Origin of the sequence: Roseibium sp., from assembly GCF_051016195.1 — a bacterium.
Classification (GTDB): domain Bacteria; phylum Pseudomonadota; class Alphaproteobacteria; order Rhizobiales; family Stappiaceae; genus Roseibium.
In genome coordinates this window covers 5,230,610-5,252,726 of the sequence record NZ_CP134616.1, presented here as the reverse complement: position 1 = coordinate 5,252,726, position 22,117 = coordinate 5,230,610, and the positions used below count along the sequence as shown (strand labels likewise).

Annotated in this window: 19 protein-coding genes and 2 pseudogenes; 11 read left to right on the top strand and 10 right to left on the bottom strand. The window is 58.7% G+C overall.

Going from position 1 to position 22,117, the window contains the following annotated elements; translation table 11 throughout:
- Positions 1-37: 37 nt before the first annotated feature.
- Entirely contained in the window at positions 38-535 is a 498-nt protein-coding gene (locus RDA78_RS23910) for a hypothetical protein (RefSeq protein ID WP_434052268.1), read from the bottom strand.
- A gap of 180 nt (positions 536-715) precedes the next feature.
- On the bottom strand, positions 716-1,900 hold the full coding sequence (locus tag RDA78_RS23905) for a hypothetical protein (RefSeq protein ID WP_434052267.1): 1,185 nt from the start codon (positions 1,898-1,900) through the stop codon (positions 716-718).
- Between the two features lie 275 nt (positions 1,901-2,175).
- Between RDA78_RS23905 and RDA78_RS23900 the strand changes: the two genes are divergently transcribed.
- The 3 genes from RDA78_RS23900 (at position 2,176) to RDA78_RS23890 (ending at position 5,283) form a co-directional block, all read left to right on the top strand.
- Positions 2,176-3,363, top strand: a complete 1,188-nt coding sequence (locus RDA78_RS23900) for an ABC transporter substrate-binding protein (RefSeq protein ID WP_434052266.1) — start codon at positions 2,176-2,178, stop codon at positions 3,361-3,363.
- Between the two features lie 201 nt (positions 3,364-3,564).
- Positions 3,565-4,065: a TetR/AcrR family transcriptional regulator gene (locus tag RDA78_RS23895; RefSeq protein ID WP_434052265.1), complete on the top strand. Its 501-nt coding sequence runs from the start codon at positions 3,565-3,567 to the stop codon at positions 4,063-4,065.
- Positions 4,066-4,176: 111 nt separating this feature from the next.
- Positions 4,177-5,283, top strand: a complete 1,107-nt coding sequence (locus RDA78_RS23890) for an alkene reductase (protein WP_434052264.1) — start codon at positions 4,177-4,179, stop codon at positions 5,281-5,283.
- 107 nt (positions 5,284-5,390) lie between these two features.
- Here the strand turns inward: RDA78_RS23890 and RDA78_RS23885 are convergent, their stop codons facing one another.
- Positions 5,391-6,740 carry a sugar porter family MFS transporter gene (locus RDA78_RS23885; protein ID WP_434052263.1) on the bottom strand — a complete coding sequence of 450 codons (1,350 nt, stop codon included), beginning with the start codon at positions 6,738-6,740 and terminating at the stop codon, positions 5,391-5,393.
- A 163-nt stretch (positions 6,741-6,903) separates the two neighbouring features.
- Here RDA78_RS23885 and RDA78_RS23880 point away from each other — a divergent pair, with 163 nt between their 5' ends.
- The 4 genes from RDA78_RS23880 to RDA78_RS23865 all read left to right on the top strand — a co-directional run bounded on the left by RDA78_RS23880 (position 6,904) and on the right by RDA78_RS23865 (position 9,849).
- The gene (locus RDA78_RS23880) at positions 6,904-7,119 is read left to right on the top strand and encodes a hypothetical protein (RefSeq protein ID WP_434052262.1); all 216 of its coding nucleotides are present in this window, start codon (positions 6,904-6,906) and stop codon (positions 7,117-7,119) included.
- Between the two features lie 139 nt (positions 7,120-7,258).
- Positions 7,259-8,296, top strand: coding sequence for a class I SAM-dependent methyltransferase (locus RDA78_RS23875; protein ID WP_434052261.1), 1,038 nt, complete (start codon positions 7,259-7,261; stop codon positions 8,294-8,296).
- A 4-nt stretch (positions 8,297-8,300) separates the two neighbouring features.
- Positions 8,301-8,621, top strand: coding sequence for a hypothetical protein (locus RDA78_RS23870; protein ID WP_434052260.1), 321 nt, complete (start codon positions 8,301-8,303; stop codon positions 8,619-8,621).
- 139 nt (positions 8,622-8,760) lie between these two features.
- Positions 8,761-9,849 (top strand): metal-dependent hydrolase, encoded by a 1,089-nt coding sequence (locus tag RDA78_RS23865; protein ID WP_434052259.1) that lies wholly within the window; start codon positions 8,761-8,763, stop codon positions 9,847-9,849.
- 4 nt (positions 9,850-9,853) lie between these two features.
- Here the strand turns inward: RDA78_RS23865 and RDA78_RS23860 are convergent, their stop codons facing one another.
- From RDA78_RS23860 to RDA78_RS23850, 3 genes are all read right to left on the bottom strand, one after another.
- Positions 9,854-10,795 carry a hypothetical protein gene (locus tag RDA78_RS23860; protein WP_434052258.1) on the bottom strand — a complete coding sequence of 314 codons (942 nt, stop codon included), beginning with the start codon at positions 10,793-10,795 and terminating at the stop codon, positions 9,854-9,856.
- 358 nt (positions 10,796-11,153) lie between these two features.
- Entirely contained in the window at positions 11,154-11,678 is a 525-nt protein-coding gene (locus RDA78_RS23855; RefSeq protein WP_434052257.1) for a TerB family tellurite resistance protein, read from the bottom strand.
- A 65-nt stretch (positions 11,679-11,743) separates the two neighbouring features.
- Positions 11,744-13,930 (bottom strand): anthranilate synthase, encoded by a 2,187-nt coding sequence (locus tag RDA78_RS23850; protein ID WP_434052256.1) that lies wholly within the window; start codon positions 13,928-13,930, stop codon positions 11,744-11,746.
- A gap of 405 nt (positions 13,931-14,335) precedes the next feature.
- On the opposite strand from RDA78_RS23850, the gene sthA reads away from it, so the two are divergent.
- Both sthA and RDA78_RS23840 read left to right on the top strand, forming a co-directional pair.
- The gene (sthA, locus tag RDA78_RS23845) at positions 14,336-15,736 is read left to right on the top strand and encodes a Si-specific NAD(P)(+) transhydrogenase (protein WP_434052255.1); all 1,401 of its coding nucleotides are present in this window, start codon (positions 14,336-14,338) and stop codon (positions 15,734-15,736) included.
- Between the two features lie 111 nt (positions 15,737-15,847).
- On the top strand, positions 15,848-17,266 hold the full coding sequence (locus RDA78_RS23840; protein WP_434052254.1) for an 8-oxoguanine deaminase: 1,419 nt from the start codon (positions 15,848-15,850) through the stop codon (positions 17,264-17,266).
- A gap of 69 nt (positions 17,267-17,335) precedes the next feature.
- On the opposite strand, the pseudogene RDA78_RS23835 reads toward RDA78_RS23840, so the two are convergent.
- Together RDA78_RS23835 and RDA78_RS23830 are read right to left on the bottom strand one after the other, a co-directional pair.
- Positions 17,336-17,629 (bottom strand): annotated as a pseudogene (locus tag RDA78_RS23835) (rhodanese-like domain-containing protein); the annotation flags it as partial.
- 87 nt (positions 17,630-17,716) lie between these two features.
- Positions 17,717-18,100 (bottom strand): annotated as a pseudogene (locus RDA78_RS23830) (FKBP-type peptidyl-prolyl cis-trans isomerase); the annotation flags it as partial.
- A gap of 111 nt (positions 18,101-18,211) precedes the next feature.
- On the opposite strand from RDA78_RS23830, the gene RDA78_RS23825 reads away from it, so the two are divergent.
- Entirely contained in the window at positions 18,212-19,243 is a 1,032-nt protein-coding gene (locus tag RDA78_RS23825; protein WP_434052253.1) for a M23 family metallopeptidase, read from the top strand.
- 65 nt (positions 19,244-19,308) lie between these two features.
- On the opposite strand, the gene RDA78_RS23820 is transcribed toward RDA78_RS23825, so the two are convergent.
- A complete protein-coding gene (locus RDA78_RS23820) occupies positions 19,309-19,887 on the bottom strand; it encodes a MarR family winged helix-turn-helix transcriptional regulator (protein WP_434052252.1) in 579 nt (192 codons plus the stop codon).
- A 225-nt stretch (positions 19,888-20,112) separates the two neighbouring features.
- On the opposite strand from RDA78_RS23820, the gene RDA78_RS23815 reads away from it, so the two are divergent.
- Positions 20,113-21,114 (top strand): DMT family transporter, encoded by a 1,002-nt coding sequence (locus RDA78_RS23815; protein ID WP_434052251.1) that lies wholly within the window; start codon positions 20,113-20,115, stop codon positions 21,112-21,114.
- A 3-nt stretch (positions 21,115-21,117) separates the two neighbouring features.
- Here RDA78_RS23815 and RDA78_RS23810 read toward each other — a convergent pair whose 3' ends face one another.
- Positions 21,118-22,011 carry an ROK family protein gene (locus RDA78_RS23810; RefSeq protein WP_434052250.1) on the bottom strand — a complete coding sequence of 298 codons (894 nt, stop codon included), beginning with the start codon at positions 22,009-22,011 and terminating at the stop codon, positions 21,118-21,120.
- Between the last annotated feature and the right edge of the window lie 106 nt (positions 22,012-22,117).

Sequence of the window (22,117 nt, the reverse complement as noted above, 5' to 3'; positions counted from 1 at the left end):
ACAGGGTCATCCACGGACAGAACGTGTTGGAGGGGCGTTACTGGCAACCGCCGAAGTCCGACCCCACCATGATACCGCCTTCCGGGCTGCGTCGGAGTGGAGCGTTGACACGTGCCGATGAACGGCAATTGGACGACGGAGCCTGAAGATTGGGTGCCGGCGCGTAGGCCGGGTCGCCGTAGTAGGGGGCGGCGTTGACACCGGACGTCTGCTGAAGGCACATCTGGTAGGCCGTGTCATAGAGCGCCTGCCAGCCACCGGGCATGGACCCCATGTTGTTCAGGACACCAAGGGCCCCGCCGGCGCGCGCTCCGCGCGCGACGCCCGAGCGCCCCGCCCAGGCACCGCCGACGACCGCGCCCGCCATTCCACCTGACACCGCGTCTCCGACAACATCGCCGTTGCCGACATAGGAATTGGCGTAGTCTGTTGCATAGACCACGCAATCGGTGCCATCTGCCAAAGCAGCGAGAGGGGTGCCGATCACCAATGCGAAGCCGAAAACGCAGCCGGTTATCCTGTGCCGATGAAACATGTCTGGTCTCCCGTTGGCAGAACAATCGGGACTAGGTAACGGACTCACAAATGAGGCCGTCAACCCGGGCAGGCCTCGTTGCCAGGACACCTGCACACGCCCTTGTTGCCGGAATTCTGCTAGACCAGCCTATGTCACCCGCCTTAACAACTCTCTACTCAGGTCGTTTCGATTTGAAGCTCATTGCGCGGTGCGCTTGACAAATCTCTGGCCGACAAACCCCGTTTTTCCGTCATATTCGACACCGCACCACCATTTGCCGCATTCATTGAAGCTGATGGTGGTGTTGCCTGGAATGACGGCGATGATTTCGCTGTTCTTCTGTTCGGATAGGCGCATGTTGACGGAGGCCGTTGTCTTGCCTGAATTGGCATATGCGCCGATGCCCTGCACGGGCCCGCTTTCAACCGGTGTCACGTCGGCTGTGGCTTGACCCGCAGCAACTTCAGGACTGTTGTTCGCTGCAACCGCACCTTCATCCGGCACAGCGGTCGCTTGGGACTGATCCGCCTGTGATGCCAGCAAGGCATATGCCGGTGTGGTAAGGTCGGCGGTGGGAGCGGAAACGGGGTCGGGATCGCTCGGCCGGTCGTTTGCGGTTGTCACCTGATCAGGCGATGCTTGCGGATAGACCGGAGCAGCGGCACCTTCATCGGCCACCGCCGGAGCCGGGGACGCGCCCGTATTTCCGGAGGCAAACGCGACCCTCAACCGGTTTTTCGCATCTGCGATCTGTGCCGGTGTGGCCGCATTGAACGGTTCGGTCTGCGCGGCACGTGTGGGGGCACCCACGGTTTCCACATTATCGGTCACCGCACCTTGGACGGTGGACGCCTGCGGCGGGTCCGTGACGATCAACTGGGTCGCAACAGGACGGGTTTCAGGCTCGTCCGCGGCCATCATGTCCGGCAGGCCGAGCGCGAGAGCAGTACCTCCTGCCACGCCGACCAGCAACGCGGCAGCCACCAGGTGTCTAACGCGCGGCCTGCTCGGCTGTTTGCCTGTGCCTCGTGGTGCCTGCGGATTTTTTTCCGCGGACCGTTTGACGACATCTGCAAGTTTCTCGGCGTCGTCCGACTTGCGCAGAACACCCGGGATCTCGAACGGCACGTCCTGCGGTTCTGCGTTCATGGTCGGTTTTCGCAGGTCGATATCGTCTTCCCTGTCGGCAGCGGCATGCAATCGCAGGATTTTCGAAGCAAGTTCGCCAGGGTCAATTTTCCTGAGCGACTTTCGAAATTCGCCGCTTGAATGGGCGCCGCTGATGACCTTGAAATCGCGTCTCGCCGAAAGGTCTTTTCCGGTCTTTTTGCCCGGATCTGGCTGAATGGCGCATGATTTGGCTGGCGCGGTTACTGGATACATCTGGCCCTCCTGTTGATGCGGTTCGGGCACGCGCGAGGCGGTCACCTGGAATGAGTAAGGTGGCATTAACCTTTGTTAATGCGTCCGGATACGGGCCGGATTGCGGCGAGACTGGGGAATTTGCCGTAAATTTTGACGAGCTTGTGATCCGGAAAGCGAGCGGGGCTGGAGCGTTTGCAAATGCATAACCTGTCTTTGCCATGCTTGAATGAGCATCGGCATGTAGAGATTCGGTGCAGGACGCGAAGCACGTATCGATGAACGGACGGGAAACGATGAAACGCTGGGTGATCTCGAAAGCTGTTGGAGCGGTGATGGGGCTGGGCGTGGTTCTGTCCGCAGCCCACGCGCAACAGCCACAACAGCAGCAGGAACTCAGGATCGGTTTCATGGCCACGCTGTCCGGTCCGGCCGCTGTCTTTGGCGAACACATGCGCGATGGATTCATGCTCGCCGTCAACCAGTCGAACGGCGCGCTTGGCGGCATGCCGACCAACGTTCTGGTGGTCGACGACAAACTCGACCCGGATCACGCAGTTACCGAGGTTACGAAACTGATCGAGGAGAACGGCATCGATCTGCTGGTCGGTGTCAATTTCTCCAAGGTGATGCTTGCGGTTCACGATCCGGTCGTCCGTTCCCGGACCTTGTTCATCGGAACAAGCTCGGGACCTGCGCCGATCGCAGGCCGCAATTGCAGCCGTTACTTCTTTTCCACCGCGGCACAGGACGATCAGGTGCACGAGACCATGGGGCGCTATGCCAGCCTGAAGGGATACCAGCAGGTGGTGACCATCGCCCCGGACTACGAGGCGGCCCGTGACGCCATCTCAGCGTTCCGGCGGCATTTCAAGGGACAGATCGCGCGCGAGATTTTCCCGAAGCTGGGACAGACGGAGTTCTCGGTCGAGTTCGACCAGATCGCGGAGATCGAACCGGATGCGATTTACGCGTTCATGCCCGGGGGAATGGGTGTGGAACTCGTCAGACAATTCCAGACCTCCGGAATAAAGGGTATTATTCCGTTCCTGTCCGCCAAGACGGTCGATGCCGTGACATTGCCTTACACAAAGGAGACGGGCGAGGGCCTGTTTTCCGCCGCACATTGGGCTCCGAACCTCGACAATCCTGCGAACAAGCGCTTTGTGCGCGAGTTCCGGCGGGCCTATAATTACGCTCCGTCGATCTATGCAGCGCAGGGCTACGACGCGGCGAAGCTGATCCATTTTGCCCTGGAACTCACCGGGGGCGCCAAGGACAGGGAAGCGATGATCTCGGCAATCAATGCCGCGCCTTTTGAGAGCGTGCGCGGGGATTTCCGGTTCAATTCCAACCAGTTTCCCATCCAGGACTTTTATCTGGTCGAAGGTGTGCGCCGGACCAGCAGGCTTTACGAGATGGAAGCCGTGGCGCGTGTGTTCGACGATGTCGGCGACGCGTTTTCAGGGTCCTGCCGGATGTGATCAGAGGGTGCAAACGTCACTGTTGCGCAATTCTGAAATCGGTAGTCCAAAAATCACGAGCAGGCATCTTGCATTCAGGACCGGGCAGTCCATATTAGGCTCATGTCCAGCACCGCACGACAGACCTCCGATCGCAAAACCCGTTCTCCGGGCCCCGGAAGACCGAGGAGTTTTGATGAGTCCGCTGCTCTGGAAGCCGCATTGCTGGTTTTCTGGCAGAACGGCTACGAGGCGACGTCGCTGGATGATCTGACTTCCGCGATGGGGCTGAGCAGATCGAGTTTCTATGCGGCCTTCGAAAGCAAACAGGCACTGTTCCACCGGGCTCTGTCGCACTACTCCCGAAACGGTTTGCAGAACTTGAAGGACGTGGCCAGCTCCGCGCACGACAATCCTGTCGACGCCATGATGCAGGCACTTTCCAATCCGCAAGGCGGCGCTAAGGGCTGCATGCTGGTCAATTGCATCACCGAACTTGCGCCGCATGATGAAGGCGTGGCCGAGATCGGGCGCCGGCATCTGGAAAGGATCGAGGAAATCTTCGCCGAGGTTCTGGACCCTGAAAACCCTGAAGCCCAGCGCGACAGGGCGCGTGCCTTGTCCTCGCTCGCGATCGGAACCCTGGCACTGAGAAAAGCCGGATATCCGGCGGATCGGATCGCCGAAACTCTGAAACAAGCAAAGGTCATTCTTCCCGCCTGACGAAGACCTCCGTCGCGCAGGAGCTTCGCATTGGACGCCACACGCATAAATATGGACTGAATGGTCCGTAATTCGAAAAATCACAGTCCCCCTGATGAAAAGGAACTGATAATGTCTGATCAAAAACTGTTCACGCCAGCGAAGGCAGGTTCGGTTGAACTTAAGAACCGCATTGTCATGGCACCCCTGACGCGCAACCGGGCGCGGGCCGAAGACGACGCCCCGTTCGAACTCCACGCAGAATATTACGGTCAGCGCGCCGGGGCAGGGTTGATCATAACCGAAGCTTCCCAGATCTCGCCGCAGGGCAAAGGCTATGCCTGGACGCCCGGCATTCATTCCGAAGCGCAGGTCGAGGGATGGAAGAAGGTAACGGATGCTGTTCACGCCAAAGGCGGCAAGATCGTCATTCAGCTCTGGCATGTCGGCCGGATTTCCCACCCGGTGCTGCAACCCGGCGGTGTCGACCCCGTCGCACCGTCCGCGATTGCTGCGAACTCCAAGACATTCGACGGCACTCAGTTTGTCGATACGCCAATGCCGCGTGCCCTCGAAGCGGAAGAGATCCCGGGCATCGTGGAAGACTATCGCAAGGCGGCCGAAAACGCGAAGAGAGCAGGTTTCGACGGTGTCGAGGTGCATGCCGCGAACGGTTACCTGATCGACCAGTTCCTGCGCGACGGATCGAATAAGCGCAAGGACGCCTATGGCGGTCCGGTGGAAAACCGGTCCCGGTTTCTCAAGGAGGTCATGGACGCGGTCGTCGCCGTCTGGGGTGGTGACAAGGTGGGTGTGCGGCTCAGCCCGTTCTCCAACGCCAACGACATTGCCGACAGCAATCCGCAGGAAACGTTCTCCCACGTGATCAGGCTGCTCAACAGCTACGGCCTGGCGTATCTCCATCTCGTCGAGGGCCAGACCGGCGGCCCACGTGATCTTCCCGAAGGCGGAGACCTCGGCAAGCTTTATGCGCTCTTCGATGGCGCACGCATGGGGAATAACGGCTATGACCGTGCCCTTGCGATCGACGCTGTTGGTTCAGACACGCTTGATCTCGTGGCCTTCGGACGCCCCTTCATCTCCAATCCCGACCTTGTCGACAGGCTGGAAAAGGATTCTCCGCTCAACGCACTCGATCCGGAGACTCTCTACGGCGGCAACGAGAAAGGCTATACGGACTACCCGACACTGGCCGAAAGCGCCGTCGCCGCACAGTAAAAACAGGTTCCTCGGGTTGCCGGGCATCCACTCTTCCAGGGCAGCCTGAAGAAAAGCCGGTGCAGGTGAACAGCCTGCACCGGCTTTTTTTGGCGGCGTTGGGCGCGCTATCCGGTTTTGCCGGTTTGAGGCGTACCCGCAATTGTCTGATCGATCTCCTCAAGCACCAGCCCGCGTGTTTCGGGTGCGAAGGTCCAGGCGTACCAGATGCCGAAGGCACAACAGGCGGCGAACATGCCGAATGTCAGCGCTTCGCCGAGACCGGCTGCCAACACCGGAAACAGGAAAACGACCAGAAAATTGCAGAGCCAGTTGGAAATGGAGGCAATCGCCATGCCTTTGCCCCTCAGGGCCAGCGGAAACAGTTCCGACATGTAGAGCCAGGGAAGCGGGCCGAGGCTGATCGCAAAGAAGAAGACGAACGAGAACAGGCCGAGAAGCGACAGCCAGGCCAGGTTGTTGTCGTTTAGCTGGAACAGAACCGCGACCAGCGCCATGCTCACGAAAGCGCCCACGAACCCGAAGATGAAAAGCGGACGGCGCCCCAGACGGTCGACAACGATCATCGCGAGGATGGTCACTGTCACATTCAGCGCGCCGATACCCATCGTTGCGACGAGCTCGTTTGCAAGACCCTCAAATCCGGCGTTTTCAAGGATGCGCGGTGCGTAGTTCATGATCACGTTGATGCCGCTGAACTGCTGCAGGAAGAACGCGAGAACCGAAAAGATCAGGAGCCCGCGCAGGGCAGGTTCCTTGAACCTGCTCCAGCTCTCCTCCGCGGGGTCTGACGGCCGGCCGCTCTCGATTTCCTCAACGATTTTGTCCAGCCTCTCGGCGCTCGCCTCAGGCTGAACGGTCTTCAGAACGTCGCGCGCCTGTTTGTCCCGGCCTGCGAGTACCAGCCAGCGCGGGCTTTCGGGGGCCTTGATGATGCCTGCCAGACAGATCATCGCCGGCACGAGGCTGAACCCGAGCATGTAGCGCCATGAACCGGTGAAGGAAAACGCCCAGTCGACGATGAACGCCGCCAGGATGCCGATCGTGATCATCAGTTGAAAGGCGGAGACAACCGCGCCGCGGATCCGGGCAGGGGCGATCTCCGCAAGGTACATCGGAGCGACAAGCGACGATGCGCCGATGGCTGCGCCGATTACCAGCCGAGCCACGGTGAGGGACCACACACTGAAGGCCAATGCCGCCGCGAGGGACCCTGCGGCAAACAGGAGCGCACAGAATGTCAGAACCGGACGCCGGCCAAACCGATCGACGGTAACGAGCGCCAGAATTGCACCGAAAATGGCACCGAACGGAACCGCGCCGGTCATGAAACCTTCGCTTTGTGCCGTGAAGACGAACTCTTTTTTCAAAAGAGGCAGGGCGCCGGAAATGACTCCCTGGTCAGTGCCGAACAGAAAGCCGAATATCGCTGCCAATAAGGCAATCAGGAATAGCAATGCGTTTCTCCCCACAACGCTGTACCACGATGTCGATCCGCGTTCGTTGCACGGGTTTTGTCATATGGTCCGCAACCTTCGCCCGACACCCTTCGCCGATGCAAGTCAAAAGATAGCTTCCCGGGAACGATTCACGGATTCTCTCGATACTGAAAGGAGTTACATGCGTCGGAAGCCACTCGGTGAAGCGGGACCGCACCTGGGGTTCGGCGTCTGTGACAATGTGCATGCAAAGCGCGACGCGGTCATGGATTTCACTGTTGCGGGAGGGCGGAACCCTGTCGAAGCACGAAAGAACCAGGTCACCTACGCAAAAATGACCACAATCCGGGCAGCGGACGTGGTGTGCATGCGGATCGAAATTCATAAATTAATCTGATTTAATTAACAGTCGAGGGTTTGAGAAAAAATTCACGGCCACTTTATCTGTTTCAGAGCAGTTTTCGCTGTTTTCCGTGTTGATTAATTCGATGGCTGGGCAACCATATCTTGATCAGGCGAGCACCAAGGGAGGAAAAATGAAACAGAAACGCCTCCATCGTTCCGTGAATTTCGACACGGATGTCGACACGTTGCTTCCGACGCTCTTTTCTGCGAGCGAACAGGCGCAAAAATTTCTGGAACACGTCAAGAAGTCCGGCGGGAAGGTGAAACTCGTTCTCGAACTGGGAGGCGAGGATGATGTCTGCATGACCATGGAGGCCAGTCCCGAACTCGCGTCAATGGCAAGGGAACTCAAGCTGCAATTCAGAACTGGTCTGATTGCCGACGGGTACAACATCCGGAAAGTGGATTTTTCCAAGATCCACGGTGTTGCAGGGAATGACCTCAACAAGCTGGCCGATGCTCTCGAACTGACCGATGGGGCCAACGTGCTGGACCTGATGTGCGGCTATGGCGCAGTCAGTAGCCACATTCTGGGATATGCGAAGGACAACGGTAAGTCCGTGCGGTTGAGCATGTGCGACCTGCACAAGGTTCAACTCGACCGGATACCGGATGACGTGCGTTCGTCGGTTGAAGACGTGACTGTCAGCGATGCGAGGAACCTGCCTTACCTTGACGGGAAGTTCGACGCGGTGGTCATCAAGATGGGGCTTCACGAGGTGCCCCAAATCGATCAGCCACTGATTTTCCAGCAGGTTTTCCGCGTGCTGAAGCCGGGTGGGCGTTTCGTCATCTGGGAAGTCATGCCGGATACCGGTGAGCAGCAGGATGCGTTCACGGAGCAGATGCAGAAGAAGAACGAACTGGCCGGCTACGAATCCATCGTGGTTGACCGGTATTTCACCCGCGGCGAGCAAATGCCGTGGCTTTTCGAAGAGGGTGGTTTCGTCGACGTCAGACAGGTTTTTGAAGCCAACTTCCACCAGAGTACGCTTGGCCGGCTTGACAGTGAACTCGGTGGCGACCGGACGAAACTCGACGCGTTGAACGCCTTCGTGCGCAGATGCACACCCCAGTCGATCAGACCATCGGTCGACTACAAGGATGAAGGCGACAGCATTTCGATGAAAGTTCCAAATCGCATCTTTCGTGCGAAAAAGCCGGAGTAGCAACATGCCCACGCTGAAAGTATTCGTTAACGCCAAGAAACCGGTTTCGAACGCGCAACTGGACGTGTTGAATGACGTCGTGATCAAAGGACTCGAAGCGCATGGAGAACATGCCGTCGTTGCTGTCGTGCCGGATTCAACCGTCAACCTGAGTGGTTGTTACGTCGAACTGACCTGTAGGCACAAACCCAACAGGACGCTCGAAATGCGCCAGAAACTCGCGGATAAACTAGATCAGACCACACGCGAACTCTTCGAAATCGATGCGCCGGTTCGCGTTCGCATCATCATGGTTGATGAGGATCTGTTGGCCGCTGTGAACTGAGACGTCTGATAGGTCGCGTACCGCGGAAGTACCAAAAGGCGGGTTTTTACCCGCTTTTTTGCGCCGTTGCATTGCCAAGGCGGCCGCTCTACCACATATCCCGCTAACGCTAATTCTGTCAGTCGAAGTCGCCAGCTTTATGGATTCAATCACACAATTCGTTCTGGGTGCCGCCGTATCGACCGCTTGCCTTGGAAGCAAGATCGGCCCTCGAAAGGCTGCGATTGTCGGTGGGTTGCTCGGCACGCTTCCGGATCTGGACGTGTTCATCCCTTTCGACGACCCGATCGACAGTTTTGTCTACCATCGCGGCTGGTCGCACTCGATCTTCGTGCACGCGCTGGCAGCCCCGGTTGTCGGCGAGGTGCTGGTCCGGCTCTTCAAGGGACTGCGGGAACATCGCTGGCTGACCTGGGGTGCCGTTTTCCTTGTGTTCGCGACCCATGCCATGATCGACGCGATGACCGTTTACGGCACGCGAATATTCTGGCCGGTCTATCCGGACCCGGTTGGCGTTGGTTCGGTCTTCATCATCGATCCGCTCTATTCGATACCTTTGCTGATCGTGGTGATCTATGCGCTCTGCAAGAAAAACTGGACGTCACGGCTGCGCAACTGGGTCGCCGGTGCTTTGATCGCCACCACCGCGTATATGGGACTGAGCGTGGTTCTGCAGCAATATGTGCAGGGACAGGCGCGCCTTGCCTTTCAGTCCGAAGGGATTGAACCGGATGCGGTTTACGCCATCGCGGCCCCGTTCAACATCCTTCTCTGGAAGGTCATCGGACTTGAGGAAGACCGCTACGAGAACCTCTATTACTCGCTGCTCGACGGGCCTGGAGACCCTGAAATCTACGAACATCCGCGCCATCCCGAACTGGCGGCGTGCCTGTCCGATACGGCAGCCTTCCAGAAACTGGAATGGTTCAGCCGGGGATTCTTCAGAACGGAACTTGTCGGCGACAAGGTCGTGGTGTCGGACCTGCGCATGGGTCTGACGCCGGGCTATGCCTTTCGCTTTGCGATCGGCGAACTGGATGACAACGGCATCCGCCCGATCGAGCCCGAGCGGGACACGGGTCTCGAACGGATCGATTCCGATGACTGGGACTGGTTCGTGGCACGGCTGAAAGGACTTCCGAGCGTGCGTAACGCGGAAGCGAACGCCAGCGCCGTTGTTGCATCAGGTGCGCCGCGCGCCTGCGGGGCAAGCTCCGCAACGGGCTAGAGCTTCATTCCTTCGGCCCGTTTTCCGGGATCGGCAGCAGAAGCGTTTCTGCAAGCAGAGCGTCGGGATCGTGAATTTGCGGTACCTGCAGGCAATCTGCAACCTGCTCAACGGTTTCGCCCTGGTGTTCCTTGAGCGTCGCGCATATCGGGATCGCAGACTGCCGTGTGCCGCTGACTGCAACACTCATGACGTCGTGCAGCGATCCTTCGGTTTCACGCAGCGCAAGTGCAAGGTGTTTCGCAAAGAGGGAAATCGTCCGGTCTGCCGAATAGTTTGCGCTCTGGCCGTCACCGGCGGAGGAAACGAGCGCCTCCGGTCTGTCTTCATGATCGACGGAATGTCTGTCGAGCAGATGCATGTTAACGGCGTAGGAATCGTTGGTGTCGAGGATCAGGATGACCTCTGCCGCCGGGATTGTGTGAAGGATCGCCGCGAAGGCAGGCGCTGTTATCCATATGCCGTCGCTTATGGCTGACGCTGCCGTTTCCGGTTTCTCTTCGGCCCAGAATTCTAGAACGAAGCCGTTCTCTTCTTCCGTTTGATCGCCTTCAAGTTGGCCGAGCGGCAGGTTTGCATAAATGATCAGCCGGTCTTGCGCTCCAAGACGGTTGGCAAGCTCCGTCGCCTTGAGTTTCAGGGCGGAAGCGCTGGCCCCCTCGTTGATGAGAAGATGCAGGTTGTCGGGACCTGCGTCGAGGCGCGGGCTGAGCGCCTCCACGACACGTTCCAGACTGTTGTAGCAGACCTCGAGGGCCTGTGCGTTCCACGGCGGACAGTTGCCGATGCCCAGCACATGATTGTTCAGGCCGATTGTCTCTTGTGCCCTGACGTCCGGACCGTAGGCAAGACATGGCAGCAACACGCTGGCCAACGCCAGTGCGCCGAACAATCTGCGCAGTGTGCGGGAACACCTTGCGGTGTCCATCTTGGCGTTTCCGGACATTGGTCCTCCCCGGATCCCGAACGCTGGAACTCTGCTGATTCCAGGGTCAGGACCCATTCATTTGGTTGAATTTGCCCGGCAACGTCGTTGCAAATCTTTGGAAACCGGACGGTTTCCGGCAGCCTTGCGCCTCGTATCCGAACAAATTCATCCCTACCAATCCATCCAAATTAATGAGTCCTGACCCTAGTGCAAGCCTATGAAGACAATGCAAAAGCGCGCCGGAAATTCAATGGAACTCCGACGGGGTCTGTTAATCAACTTATTTTCACACCCTGTCTTCAATGAGGCGAAAGTTAAGTAACGATCGGTATTTTGGCTGCCTTACGCCTTTCAAGGAAAGGAGAGTCAATTCCGGTCAATTACTGAGTTGTTTCAGTTTTTCTACTATGTTCACGGTGTCGTCGGTGAGGGTGCCCGTATCCGCATTCCCGACGCTCGTCACCATCTGAATGAGGTCGGGCAACGTGTCCCGGCCGCCCAGATGCACCGTTCTCTTGATCAGCCGCCGGATCATGTCGTCCGGATTGCTGCTCTGGCTGGCGAGCCATTTGGAGAAAACGTAGAGGTCTTCGGCTTCAGCCGTGTGCATGTCAAACACCGATTGAAGCTGCTCCATGATGGCTTCCTGTTCGGCCCGGGAGATGCCTCCGTCGGTCTCTGCGGTCAGAACGAGGAGGGCTGCCGCCGTAACACGCGGATCGTCAACGCCTTCGCTGGCATGCTGGTTCGCGCGTGTACGAAACCCGAAGCGGCGGGCAGCCGCCTTGACCTCGTGTGTGGCGTCCAGCACGACGCGTGTCGTGTCGGCTGCCTGGCGCGCGCGGTAAAGCCAATAGGCGGCCCCGGCGACAAGGGCGATGACGACCAGCAAAGTGGGCAACGAGGGTCTCCTTCAGTTTTCGGCTCTCCGGTTAACGCCACAGATAAGAACGCGTCATGACAAAGTCACGATGCAGCTTCTATTTCCTGCCTTTGAACATGCACCAGGCGCTCGACGACATTCTCAATGATCTTGTGGCCGGCCTCCTGGTCCAGTGACATGATAGACTCCGGATGGAACTGGACGGCGGCGATGGGTTCGCTTTCATGTTCGATCGCCATGACAACACCATCTTCGGTTTCCGCCGTGACCCTGACATCGCCAGGCAGCGTCGTTCGTTTGGCGAAGAGCGAATGGTAGCGCCCGACGACGACCGGGGCGTTCAGGCCCTCAAACAGCAGGGAGTTGCCGGAGAGTTTGATCGGAGAGGGCTTGCCGTGCATCGGGATATCCAGCTGACCGAGCTCTGCTCCGAAGTATTCGGACAGCGCCTGAAGGCCGAGACAGACCCCGAAAATCGGCAGAGCGCGGGCGCGGGCCCGCCCGATGGTGGCTGCGCAGTCGAAATCCTTCGGATTGCCCGGGCCCGGTGACAGGACAACCAGGTCGGGGTCGACATCATGGAAGACGTGATCGGCGACCGGCGACCTGTAGGTCACCACATCCGCGCCCGTCTGCCTGAAATAGTTGGCAAGCGTGTGAACAAAACTGTCCTCGTGGTCCACCAGGAGGATCTTCAAACCTTTGCCGTGTTTGGTGTTTTCCGGACGAGTGGTCGCCTTGGCGGCAAGACCTGCCTCGCGCACGGCAGCCCGCATTGCCTCCGCCTTGAGTTCGGTTTCTGCCTCTTCGTCCTCCGGAACACTGTCATAAAGAAGCGTTGCCCCGGCCCGGATCTGCGCAAGACCGTCCTTGATGCGCACGGTTCTGAGTGTAAGCCCGGTGTTCATGTCGCCGTTGAACAGGACCGCACCAATGGCGCCGCCATACCAGGCGCGCGGAGATTTCTCGTGGTCCTCGATGAACTGCATCGCCCAACGCTTGGGAGCGCCGGTCACGGTGACCGCCCAGGTGTGGGAGAGGAACGCATCGAGCGCATCCATGTCCGGGCGCAGGATGCCTTCGATATGATCCACCGTGTGGATCAGCCGCGAGTACATTTCGATCTGGCGGCGTCCGATCACCTTCACCGAACCGGGCACGCAAACACGGCTCTTGTCGTTTCGGTCGACATCGGAGCACATGGTCAGCTCGGCTTCGTCCTTCGCCGAATTCAGCAGTTTGCGGATCTGGGCCTCGTCCTCGATCGCGTTTTTCCCGCGCCGGATGGTTCCGGAAATCGGGCACGTCTCAACGCGCCTGCCACCGGTCACGCGGACATACATCTCCGGCGACGCGCCGACGAGATATTCAGCGTTGCCCAGATTGAAGAAGAATGAGTATGGAGACGGATTGATCTGCGCCAGACGCCTGGAAACCGCCGACGGAGGATTGGCGCAGGGCTCATAGAACACCTGGCCGGGTACGGTTTCAAACAGGTCGCCGCGCCTGAAATAGTCCTTGGCTTCCTCGACCAGCCTTGCGTACTCACCCGGTTCGTGGTCGCCACGGCCGGGGTCGCGATTGGCGGGCACATAGGCGTGTTTCCCGCCGGTTCTTTCCAGGCCCTTGGTGGTTCGGCCGTTCACCACGAAGTCGTATTCCAGCACATAGGCGCGCTTGCCGTGGTGATCGACGATCAGGATTTCGTCGGGCAGGAACAGGACCACGTCCCTCTGGTCCTCGGGCCGTTCCAGCTTCTGCTCGATCGGCTCGAACTGAAAGGCGACGTCGTAGCCGAAGGCGCCGTAGAGCCCCAACTGATCGTCGTCGCACGCGAACAGATCCTTGAGTGCGCGCACGATCGAAAAGGTCGACGGCTGGCGGGACCGCTCTTCTTCGTTGAAGAGCCGGTCGGGCGTCTTGACCGTGAGCGTGATCCGCTCCTCGGAAGCGCTGAATGTTTCGATTACGTCATGGGATTTGAGGGCATCTGCAATGGCAGGGACCAGAACCTTGCCGCGTTCGTTCAATGCACGGATATCGACGGTTCGGTCGGCGGCTTCCAGAACGAGGGGCGGATTGACCAGCGCCATGTCCCAGCGCGTGTAGCGACCCGGATACTCGTAGGAAGACGCAAGCACAGCGCCGAGCTCGCTGTCCAGCCTGTCGATCCAGTCCGACGTGCCGGTTTCGTAGTCCGAGGGGCGCGATGTCCGCAGTATCGTGATCCCGCTCTCCGTTTCAAAGGTCTGGTCTGCCAATGCCGGCATGGTCTTTCCGTTCCCGTTTCGTCGGCCCGTTGGAAACCCGGCGGCCTCAAAATGCACCAAGGCCGCCGTCGGTATCCCGCGGCGGCCTTTGGTGCGTAGTTTTGATCCCTTCAGTGCATGATCCATCGCCGGCCGCCTATTTCGCGCCGCGCCACCACCATGCTGCTTTCAGGTTCGTTCTCATGGATTGACGCATATCTTATGAGCGCCGTGATGGCAACGGTCTATCGCTATCGCACTCTCAGGTGCTGCTTTTTTGCCCATATCCGGGATCCAGCTGCCCATATTTTTTCTCAAGTCTTGACCCGAAAACAAAGATGCTGTTTTGCAGTGCGTCAACCATTGTGGATGTATCATCGGTTCGATGGGCATTCACAATGCCGGTTCGGGTGTGATGAGGGGCAAATGGAACACTACGATCTGATCGTGATCGGCAGCGGCCCGGCGGGGCGCCGCGCTGCCATTCAGGCGGCTAAATTCGGACGCGACGTACTTGTCGTGGAAAGGGGACGCAGGGTCGGCGGTGTTTCGGTTCACACCGGTACCATCCCGTCCAAGACCTTGCGCGAGACGGTCCTGAACCTTACCGGATGGCGGGAGCGCGGGTTTTACGGCAGTTCTTACCGCGTGAAGCAGGACCTCACCGCAGCCGACCTGAGGGCGCGCCTGCACATCACCCTCAATCACGAAGTCGATGTCCTTGAACATCAGTTCTCGCGCAACAAGGTCGATACGGTTCGCGGCGAAGCCAAATTTCTGGACACGAACCTGATCGAGGTCGAGGGCGATGCCGGCGAGATCCTGAAATACTCTGCGGACAAGTATGTCATCGCCGTCGGAACAAAACCGTTCCGTCCCGACTACGTTCCCTTCGACGGCGAGTACGTGCTCGACAGTGACGAAATCCTGGATTTGAGCGAGATACCGCGGTCTATTGCTGTGATCGGGGCAGGGGTCATTGGAGTTGAATACGCGTCGATCTTTTCGGCGCTCGACGTTCACGTCACTCTGGTCGAGCCGCGCGACAGCATGCTGGATTTTCTGGACAAGGAGCTCGTTGCGGATTTCACGCATCAGCTTCGCGACCGCGGCATCGCATTGCGTTTCGGCGCCACGGTGCAGAAGATCGAGAAGCACGGGCCGGGGGACTGCGAGATCACGCTCGAAGGCGGCCGCTGTGTCCGCACCAACGTCATTCTGTTCGCGGCCGGCAGAATGGGCGCGACGCCGAAACTCCAGCTCGACAACTGCGGCTTGTCGGTCGACCACCGCGGCAGGCTGAAGGTCGATCCTTCAACGTTCCAGACCGAAGTCGGCCACATTTTTGCGGCCGGAGACGTGATCGGCTTCCCCAGCCTCGCATCGACTTCCATGGAACAGGGACGCATTGCGGCGTGTCAGGCGCTCGGTGAAACGGCATACGACCCACCGGAGTTTTTTCCCTACGGGATCTATGCGGTGCCGGAAATCTCGACGGTGGGCATGACCGAAGAGGAAATCAAGGAACGCGGCATTCCCTACGAATGTGGCGTTGCCCGCTTCAGGGAAACGTCGCGCGGGCACATCATGGGCCTCGATACCGGCATGCTCAAGATGATCTTCTCGCTGAAGACCCGGCGCCTGCTCGGGTGCCACATCGTCGGGGAAGGGGCAACGGAACTGGTGCATATCGGCCAGGCTGTTCTCAACCTGAAGGGAACCCTTGAATACTTCGTCGAGAACACGTTCAATTATCCGACGCTTGCCGAGGCCTACAAGATCGCTGCACTGGATGCCTGGAACCGGATGCCGCCGCTGGAGGAATAGTTTTTTCGGAAGCTGAAAAAAATCGTGTTTTTCCGGTCTCCAGCCAAAAACTTCTTAACGCATAGACTGTTAGGATCATCCATCGATGGTTCGTATGTTTGAAAGTTTTTGATGGCACGCACACTGCTTCTGAAAAACGCGGATGTCCTCGTCACGATGGATGGCGGCCGGCGGGAGATCGACAACGGCGGCCTGTACGCCGAAGACGGCCTGATCACCGCCGTCGGTTCGTCACACGAACTGCCCGAGACTGCCGATAAGGTCATCGATGCCTCCGGCCACATCGTCCTGCCCGGATTTGTGAACACGCATCATCATCTCAACCAGACGCTGACGCGCAATCTGCCTGCTGCCCAAAACAACAATCTGTTTCCATGGCTGCAGGCCCACTACCGGATCTGGGCGCGCACCAATCCGGATGCGTCCCGTGCGAGTGCAATGGTTGGCCTCGCGGAACTCGCCTTGTCCGGCTGCACCACGGTCTTTGACCATTCTTACCTGTTTCAGAGCGGCAACAAGGTCGACTACCAGATCGAGGCTGCACGAGACCTCGGCGTGCGTTTCCACGCCAGCCGGGGATCCATGTCGCTCGGTGAAAGCAAGGGCGGCCTTCCGCCGGACGAGTGCGTCGAAGATGAAGACGAGATCCTCAAAGACACGATTCGCGTGATCGACCGGTATCACGACGCCTCGGTCGGGGCGATGACCCGGATCGTGGTCGCACCATGTTCGCCGTTCTCCGTCTCCGAGGACCTGCTGCGGGACAGCGCCCGGCTCGCACGTGACAAGGGGGTCATGCTGCACACGCATCTGTGCGAAACGCTGGACGAGGAACGCTACACGTTGGAGCGCTTCGGCAAACGGCCCGTGGAGTGGATGGAAGGCCTGGAATGGACCGGGCCGGACGTCTGGTACGCGCACGCCATCCACGTCGTCGATGACGAAATCCGCGTGTTTTCATCGACAGGTTGCGGGGCTGCACACTGCCCATGTTCCAACATGCGCCTTGCCTCGGGCATCGCGCCGGTCAAGAAGTACATGGCCGCTGGCGTCAAGGTTGGACTTGGGGTCGATGGCTCGGCGAGCAATGATGGTTCGAACATGTTGTCGGAAGTACGCCAGGCCATGCTTCTGGCGCGCTTGAATCTCGGGCTGACGCCGCCGGACGCGCACGAACACGCGGCGCTTCCTCCCTCGCATCCGCTGCGCTCCGGCGAGTGGATGACCGCCAGGGAAGCCTTGGAACTTGCGACACTGGGTGGTGCCGCCGTCCTCGGGCGCGATGACATCGGTTCATTGGAAGCCGGCAAATGCGCCGACTTTTTCACGCTCGACCTCAATACGATCGAGTTCGCGGGTGGCTTGCATGATCCGGTCGCAGCTGTCGTTTTCTGCAGTCCCAAAGGGGCGAAGACAACCGTTGTCAATGGCAAGGTTGTTGTCGATGACGGCCATATCGTGACCCTGGATATCGACAGGATCATTGCTGAACACAACAGGTTGAGCCTGGAACTCGCTGCGGGCGTCTGATGCACCCGATCGGAACCGATGCATTTCACTCAAAAACCGGCTGGTGCTTCTGTTCTAAGGTGGGACCGCTCAGCACAGCCAGCAGTTTTCGGGCAGGGTGGCCGCCGCGACGGTTTCACCGTTGCCGATCCAGTCCATGATGCCTTTTTCAACGTTGACGACGTTGGTAAACCCTGCCTGGCCCGCGAGATATTCCGAAAGGACCTGGCTGCGCCGGCCCGTGCGGCAGATGAACACGACTTCCTGGTCCGGACCGGATACAAGCTTTTGCAATTCGGCTCCGAAATCCGGATTGACGTTTCCGTTGGCGTCGAAGAACGTGACAAGGTGGGTGCCGGGAATAACCCCGGTTTCCTTCCACTCGTCGGGGCGGCGGATGTCGATTACTGTTGAGCCTGCCGTAAGCATTTCCTTCAGTTTGTCGTTGCCGATGTCGGAGTATTTCTTGCCTTTGACGTCCAGCAGCTCGATCTCGAACTTGAGCGTGGCATTCGGCGGGATGACGCCTCCCGCGCCCTGCGCCCCATAGGCCAGGTTCGGCGGTATGATCAGTTCGCGTTTGCCGCCGACCTGCATGCCTTCGACACCTTGCTCCCAGCCCGGGATCACCCGTCTTTCGCCAAGCGTGAACGAGAACGGTGTTCCCCGGTCAACGCTTGAATCGAATTTGGTGCCATCCATGAGCCAGCCGGTATAGTGCACGACGACGGTTTCACCGACATTGGCCTCTTCCCCGGTTCCTTTCTCGATGTCGCGTATTTGCAGTTCGGATTGCGCGAGCGCCGAGGTGCTCACAAAAACCGTCACAAAAAGAGTGGTCAGCCACTTAATCATCACGCTTGATCCATAATGTCCGTAAATTGAGTTGCCCGAGGGTCGACTATCGCCCCCTGGAATGCAAGTCACGCTCTTTTAACGAACGATCACGTGAAAAGGATCACATCAATGATGCGGCGCATTGGCACATTCGGGCTCATTGCTGGCGTAACTGCCGGCCTCGGCATGCTCTCCGGAACTCCAGCGTCTGCAACGGATCTTGAGCTGACGCTTCCGATCGACTGCACCCTGGGAAGAGACTGTTTTGTTCAGAACTATGTCGATATCGATCCGGCCGACGCCGTGATGACGGCGTCCTGTGAGCGGGCGGGTTACGATGGTCACAAGGGCACGGATTTCAGGGTCCTGAACACGGGCGAAAGCGCTGACGTCATCGCCGCTGCACCCGGCATCGTCAAAGGTGTCCGGGATGAAATGCCGGACAGGCTCGTTCTTTCGGAAGACGATCGCAAGCAGGTCGGCGGCAAGGAATGCGGCAACGGCGTCGTGATCGCCCATGACGGCGGCTGGGAGACCCAGTACTGCCATCTCCGCCTCGGATCCGTGACCGTAACCGCCGGAGACCGCGTGGACCGGGGCGCCAGGCTTGGCCGCGTCGGCTATTCCGGCTTTGCCGCGTTTCCGCACGTGCATCTGTCCGTCCGCAAGAACGGTGAAATGATCGACCCCTTTCTGGGAACCGCGGAAAATGCGCGCTCCCGTCTCGAAACCTGCGAGGCGAACGGCAGCGACCCGCTTCAGTATCAGGACGCGCTCTGGCAGGCCGACATAAACAGCCTGCTGATCGACGCCGCAGGCAAGATCATCGAAACCGGCTTTGCCGACAATCCGGTAAAATCGATTGACGTTGAACGCGCAGAGGTCAAGACACCTGCGGCAGGGTCTCCCGCGTTCGTGTTCTTCGCAAGGCTGATAAATGTCCGAAATGGAGACCGGATCGCCTTGCGGCTTGTCGGTCCGCAAGGGGTTCTGGCCGAATCGGAGGGTAAACCGATTGAAGGACAGAAGGCACAGTGGGTTGCCTTCGCGGGACGCAAACTGAAACAGGAGAGCTGGCCGGCCGGAAATTATGTCGGAACGGCGATGCTGATCCGGGACGGCGAGATCATTCAGAAGGAAACATCAGTGTTGTCGCTCTGATGCAGATTTGGTGATTCTCCAGCACAGCGTTCTGACAACGCGTGTCAGTTCCGGGCGGCTTCGATCTACTTTTCACCGACCGGGTCATTGACGCTCCTGATCAACTTTCCAAGGAGCGAGGATAGCTGTTTCTGTTCAGATCCGCTCAGCCCGTCAACCGCCCTGTGCTGCATATCGACATAGTCGGGGATCATGTCCTTGACTAGCTTCAGGCCTTTTGGCGTCACACAGACCGAGAGCGCCCGGCGGTCCTCGGGATGTGGACGGCGTTCCACCAGGCCCGCTTTTTCCAGTTTGTCGACACGGGCGGTCATGCCGCCGGAACTCATCATCGTGGATCTGTAGAGCTCAGTTGGTGTGAGCTGATAGGGTGGGCCTGACCTGACAAGCGTTGCTAGCACATCGAACTCGCCGAGTTTAAGTCCGATCTCAGCATAGGCCGGAACCAGATAGTCGCGGTTCATGATCTGGGCTGCTTCGTTGAGCCGGCCGAGCAGAACCATCGGCTGCAGCTTTTCAGCGACCACCGGCACTTCCTTTTGCCATTGCCGGCTTGCCCGTTCGGCCCGGTCGATCAGCAGGTCTTCAGGGTCGCCAAAGAGATTTTTTGCCGTTCTCGAAGCGTCTTTGTCTGACTTTGTCATTTGAAACTCTAAGTTCAGGCATTCAGGACCTGTCAGCATGTCATCCACGACACCGACGGGAAACCATCGATCTTTCAGGAATTTAACCAGAGAACCTTTCCTGTTCGGAAAGGCATTGTCAATCAATTTCAAGAATCTTTGAATCAAGTATCTTGAAATAAAGATAAATAATGTTAATTGTTGCGGGTGGGGAGAAGGTCCTCGGAAAAAAGTGAGGAAGGCGCCATGACCGCTGCCGCAGAGTGTGAAGAACAGACCGATCCAGATGCCTTTGGGCCCCGGAAACAGAAAACCACCGATGCCGCCAGTTTGTTTGAGACGCCATTGGTGCTGTTGCTGGTCATCGGCACGTTACTGGCCGTTTCAACCGTGTTTGCCAAAGCGGCACCGGATCTCGGCTGGCACCCGGTCAGTTTGCTGCAATGGTCGGTTCTGGGCGGTGCTGCTGGATTGTTTGCTGTAACACGGCTGTATGGTCGGAAAAAGGGTGTTAGAGGCCCACGCAAGGCGGCGGCCGGCCGCAGTCAATTGCTTGTCTACGTCCTTGTCACAGGGGTCCTTTTCATCCTGCCAAACATGATTGCGGTTACGGCCGCGCCGAAGGTCGGCGCCGGATTTGTGGCGCTTTGTTATGCGTTTCCTCTGGTGTTGACCTACGCCTTTGCCGTTGTGCTGAAATTGCAGCGCTTTCAATTGCTCATGGTTGGTGGCGTGCTCTTCGGAGTCGCCGGCGGCGTGCTGCTCGCCATTTCGGGCAAAACTCTGACTGCAGAGGCTTCTTTGTGGTCCATATGGGCGCTGTCGATACCCGTTTTTCTGGCGGCAGGTAACATCTATCGCACACTCAAATGGCCGGACGGTGCAAAACCCGTCGACCTTGCGCTCGGAATGATGGTGGTCGGCTTTGTGGTGTTGTTTGTGTTCACCACACTTTTGGGCATTCCCGCCGCGCCGGCAGCCTGGACAGGGGAGGCGGTGACGCTGCTGGTCGCACAGATAGCGATCTTCGGCCTGCAATACGGTCTTTATTTTCGTTTGCAGCAGACCGCGGGCCCGGTCTATCTGAGCCAGATCGGATCGGTCGCGGCCGTGGTCGGACTTGCGCTCGGTTACCTGGTGTTCAACGAGATCCCGAACACGGCCAAGCTTGCTGCCGTTGTATTTGTCGGGATTGGCATCATACTCGTCACACTGGGCCAGCGGCGTCTGTTACGCAAAAAGCATTGAGCGTCAGTTCCATAGCCAGGCCGCACCGCGCACACCCGAACTGTCACCGTGAACCGCCTTGCGGATCGGCGTGTCGAATGTGTCTGAGAAGATGTAAGGGGCCATCGCGGGCGGCAGATCGGCATAGAGTTCTTCGATATTCGACATGCCGCCGCCGAGAACGAACACATCCGGATCGAGCAGGTTGGCAGACATGGCAAGAGAGCGGGCCAGGCGGCTGACATACGCGTTGTAGATCTGGTTGGCCACCGGATCGCCATCTCTCTTGAGCGCCATGATTTCATGGCCTTTGAGCAATGTGCCGGTCTGTTCCTTGTAGTCGAGCTGAAACCCGGTGCCCGAGCACCATCGGTCGATCACACCCTTGTGGCCGATCCAGCTGTCAGGCCCGGGAAACTCCTCTTCCGACAGCCAGGGCACGGTGATCGCCCCCCATTCGCCGCCTATACCGTTGGCACCCAGATGTGCCTTGGCATCGATGGCGATGCCGGAACCGCTTCCGGTCCCGATGATGATGGCATGCACAACATGCGCCCCGGCACCAGCGCCATCCGTCGCCTCGGAAACGGCCAGGCAGTTGGCATCGTTCTGAATACGGACGGGCTTGCCGACCACTCTTTCCAGGTCTTGATCGAGCGGCTTGCCGTTCATCCAGGTCGAATTTGCGTTCTTGACAAGACCCGACTTGGGCGACAGCGAACCGGGAATGCCGAGCCCGAGGGTGCCGCTTTCACCGGTTGCGGCCTCGGCGGCCTCAACCAGAAACTTCACGGCCTCAAGACATCCTTGATAGTCGTCCCGCGGGGTGTCGACGCGCTGCCGGAACAGTTCTTTGCCGTCCTGCGACAAGGCGATGATTTCAATCTTGGTGCCGCCCCAGTCTATGCCAAGCCGCATGATGTCTTTTCCCCTTGTCGCCCGCCGGCTTCAACCAACGCTTAGAATGCATCGAACGTGGTTCCGAATTCGCCGAAGCTGACGCACACAGGGCGTTCCGGTGCAG

Bases quoted from the DNA above. Each gene is read 5' to 3' on its own strand.
- RDA78_RS23905 (WP_434052267.1), bottom strand. From the start codon at position 1,900: ATGTATCCAGTAACCGCGCCAGCCAAATCATGCGCCATTCAGCCAGAT.
- RDA78_RS23820 (WP_434052252.1), bottom strand. From the start codon at position 19,887: ATGACAAAGTCAGACAAAGACGCTTCGAGAACGGCAAAAAATCTCTTT.
- RDA78_RS23825 (WP_434052253.1), top strand. From the start codon at position 18,212: ATGATGCGGCGCATTGGCACATTCGGGCTCATTGCTGGCGTAACTGCC.
- RDA78_RS23810 (WP_434052250.1), bottom strand. From the start codon at position 22,011: ATGCGGCTTGGCATAGACTGGGGCGGCACCAAGATTGAAATCATCGCC.
- RDA78_RS23880 (WP_434052262.1), top strand. From the start codon at position 6,904: ATGCGTCGGAAGCCACTCGGTGAAGCGGGACCGCACCTGGGGTTCGGC.
- RDA78_RS23865 (WP_434052259.1), top strand. From the start codon at position 8,761: ATGGATTCAATCACACAATTCGTTCTGGGTGCCGCCGTATCGACCGCT.
- RDA78_RS23870 (WP_434052260.1), top strand. From the start codon at position 8,301: ATGCCCACGCTGAAAGTATTCGTTAACGCCAAGAAACCGGTTTCGAAC.
- sthA (WP_434052255.1), top strand. From the start codon at position 14,336: ATGGAACACTACGATCTGATCGTGATCGGCAGCGGCCCGGCGGGGCGC.
- RDA78_RS23860 (WP_434052258.1), bottom strand. From the start codon at position 10,795: ATGTCCGGAAACGCCAAGATGGACACCGCAAGGTGTTCCCGCACACTG.
- RDA78_RS23875 (WP_434052261.1), top strand. From the start codon at position 7,259: ATGAAACAGAAACGCCTCCATCGTTCCGTGAATTTCGACACGGATGTC.
- RDA78_RS23900 (WP_434052266.1), top strand. From the start codon at position 2,176: ATGAAACGCTGGGTGATCTCGAAAGCTGTTGGAGCGGTGATGGGGCTG.
- RDA78_RS23840 (WP_434052254.1), top strand. From the start codon at position 15,848: ATGGCACGCACACTGCTTCTGAAAAACGCGGATGTCCTCGTCACGATG.
- RDA78_RS23890 (WP_434052264.1), top strand. From the start codon at position 4,177: ATGTCTGATCAAAAACTGTTCACGCCAGCGAAGGCAGGTTCGGTTGAA.
- RDA78_RS23910 (WP_434052268.1), bottom strand. From the start codon at position 535: ATGTTTCATCGGCACAGGATAACCGGCTGCGTTTTCGGCTTCGCATTG.
- RDA78_RS23815 (WP_434052251.1), top strand. From the start codon at position 20,113: ATGACCGCTGCCGCAGAGTGTGAAGAACAGACCGATCCAGATGCCTTT.
- RDA78_RS23850 (WP_434052256.1), bottom strand. From the start codon at position 13,930: ATGCCGGCATTGGCAGACCAGACCTTTGAAACGGAGAGCGGGATCACG.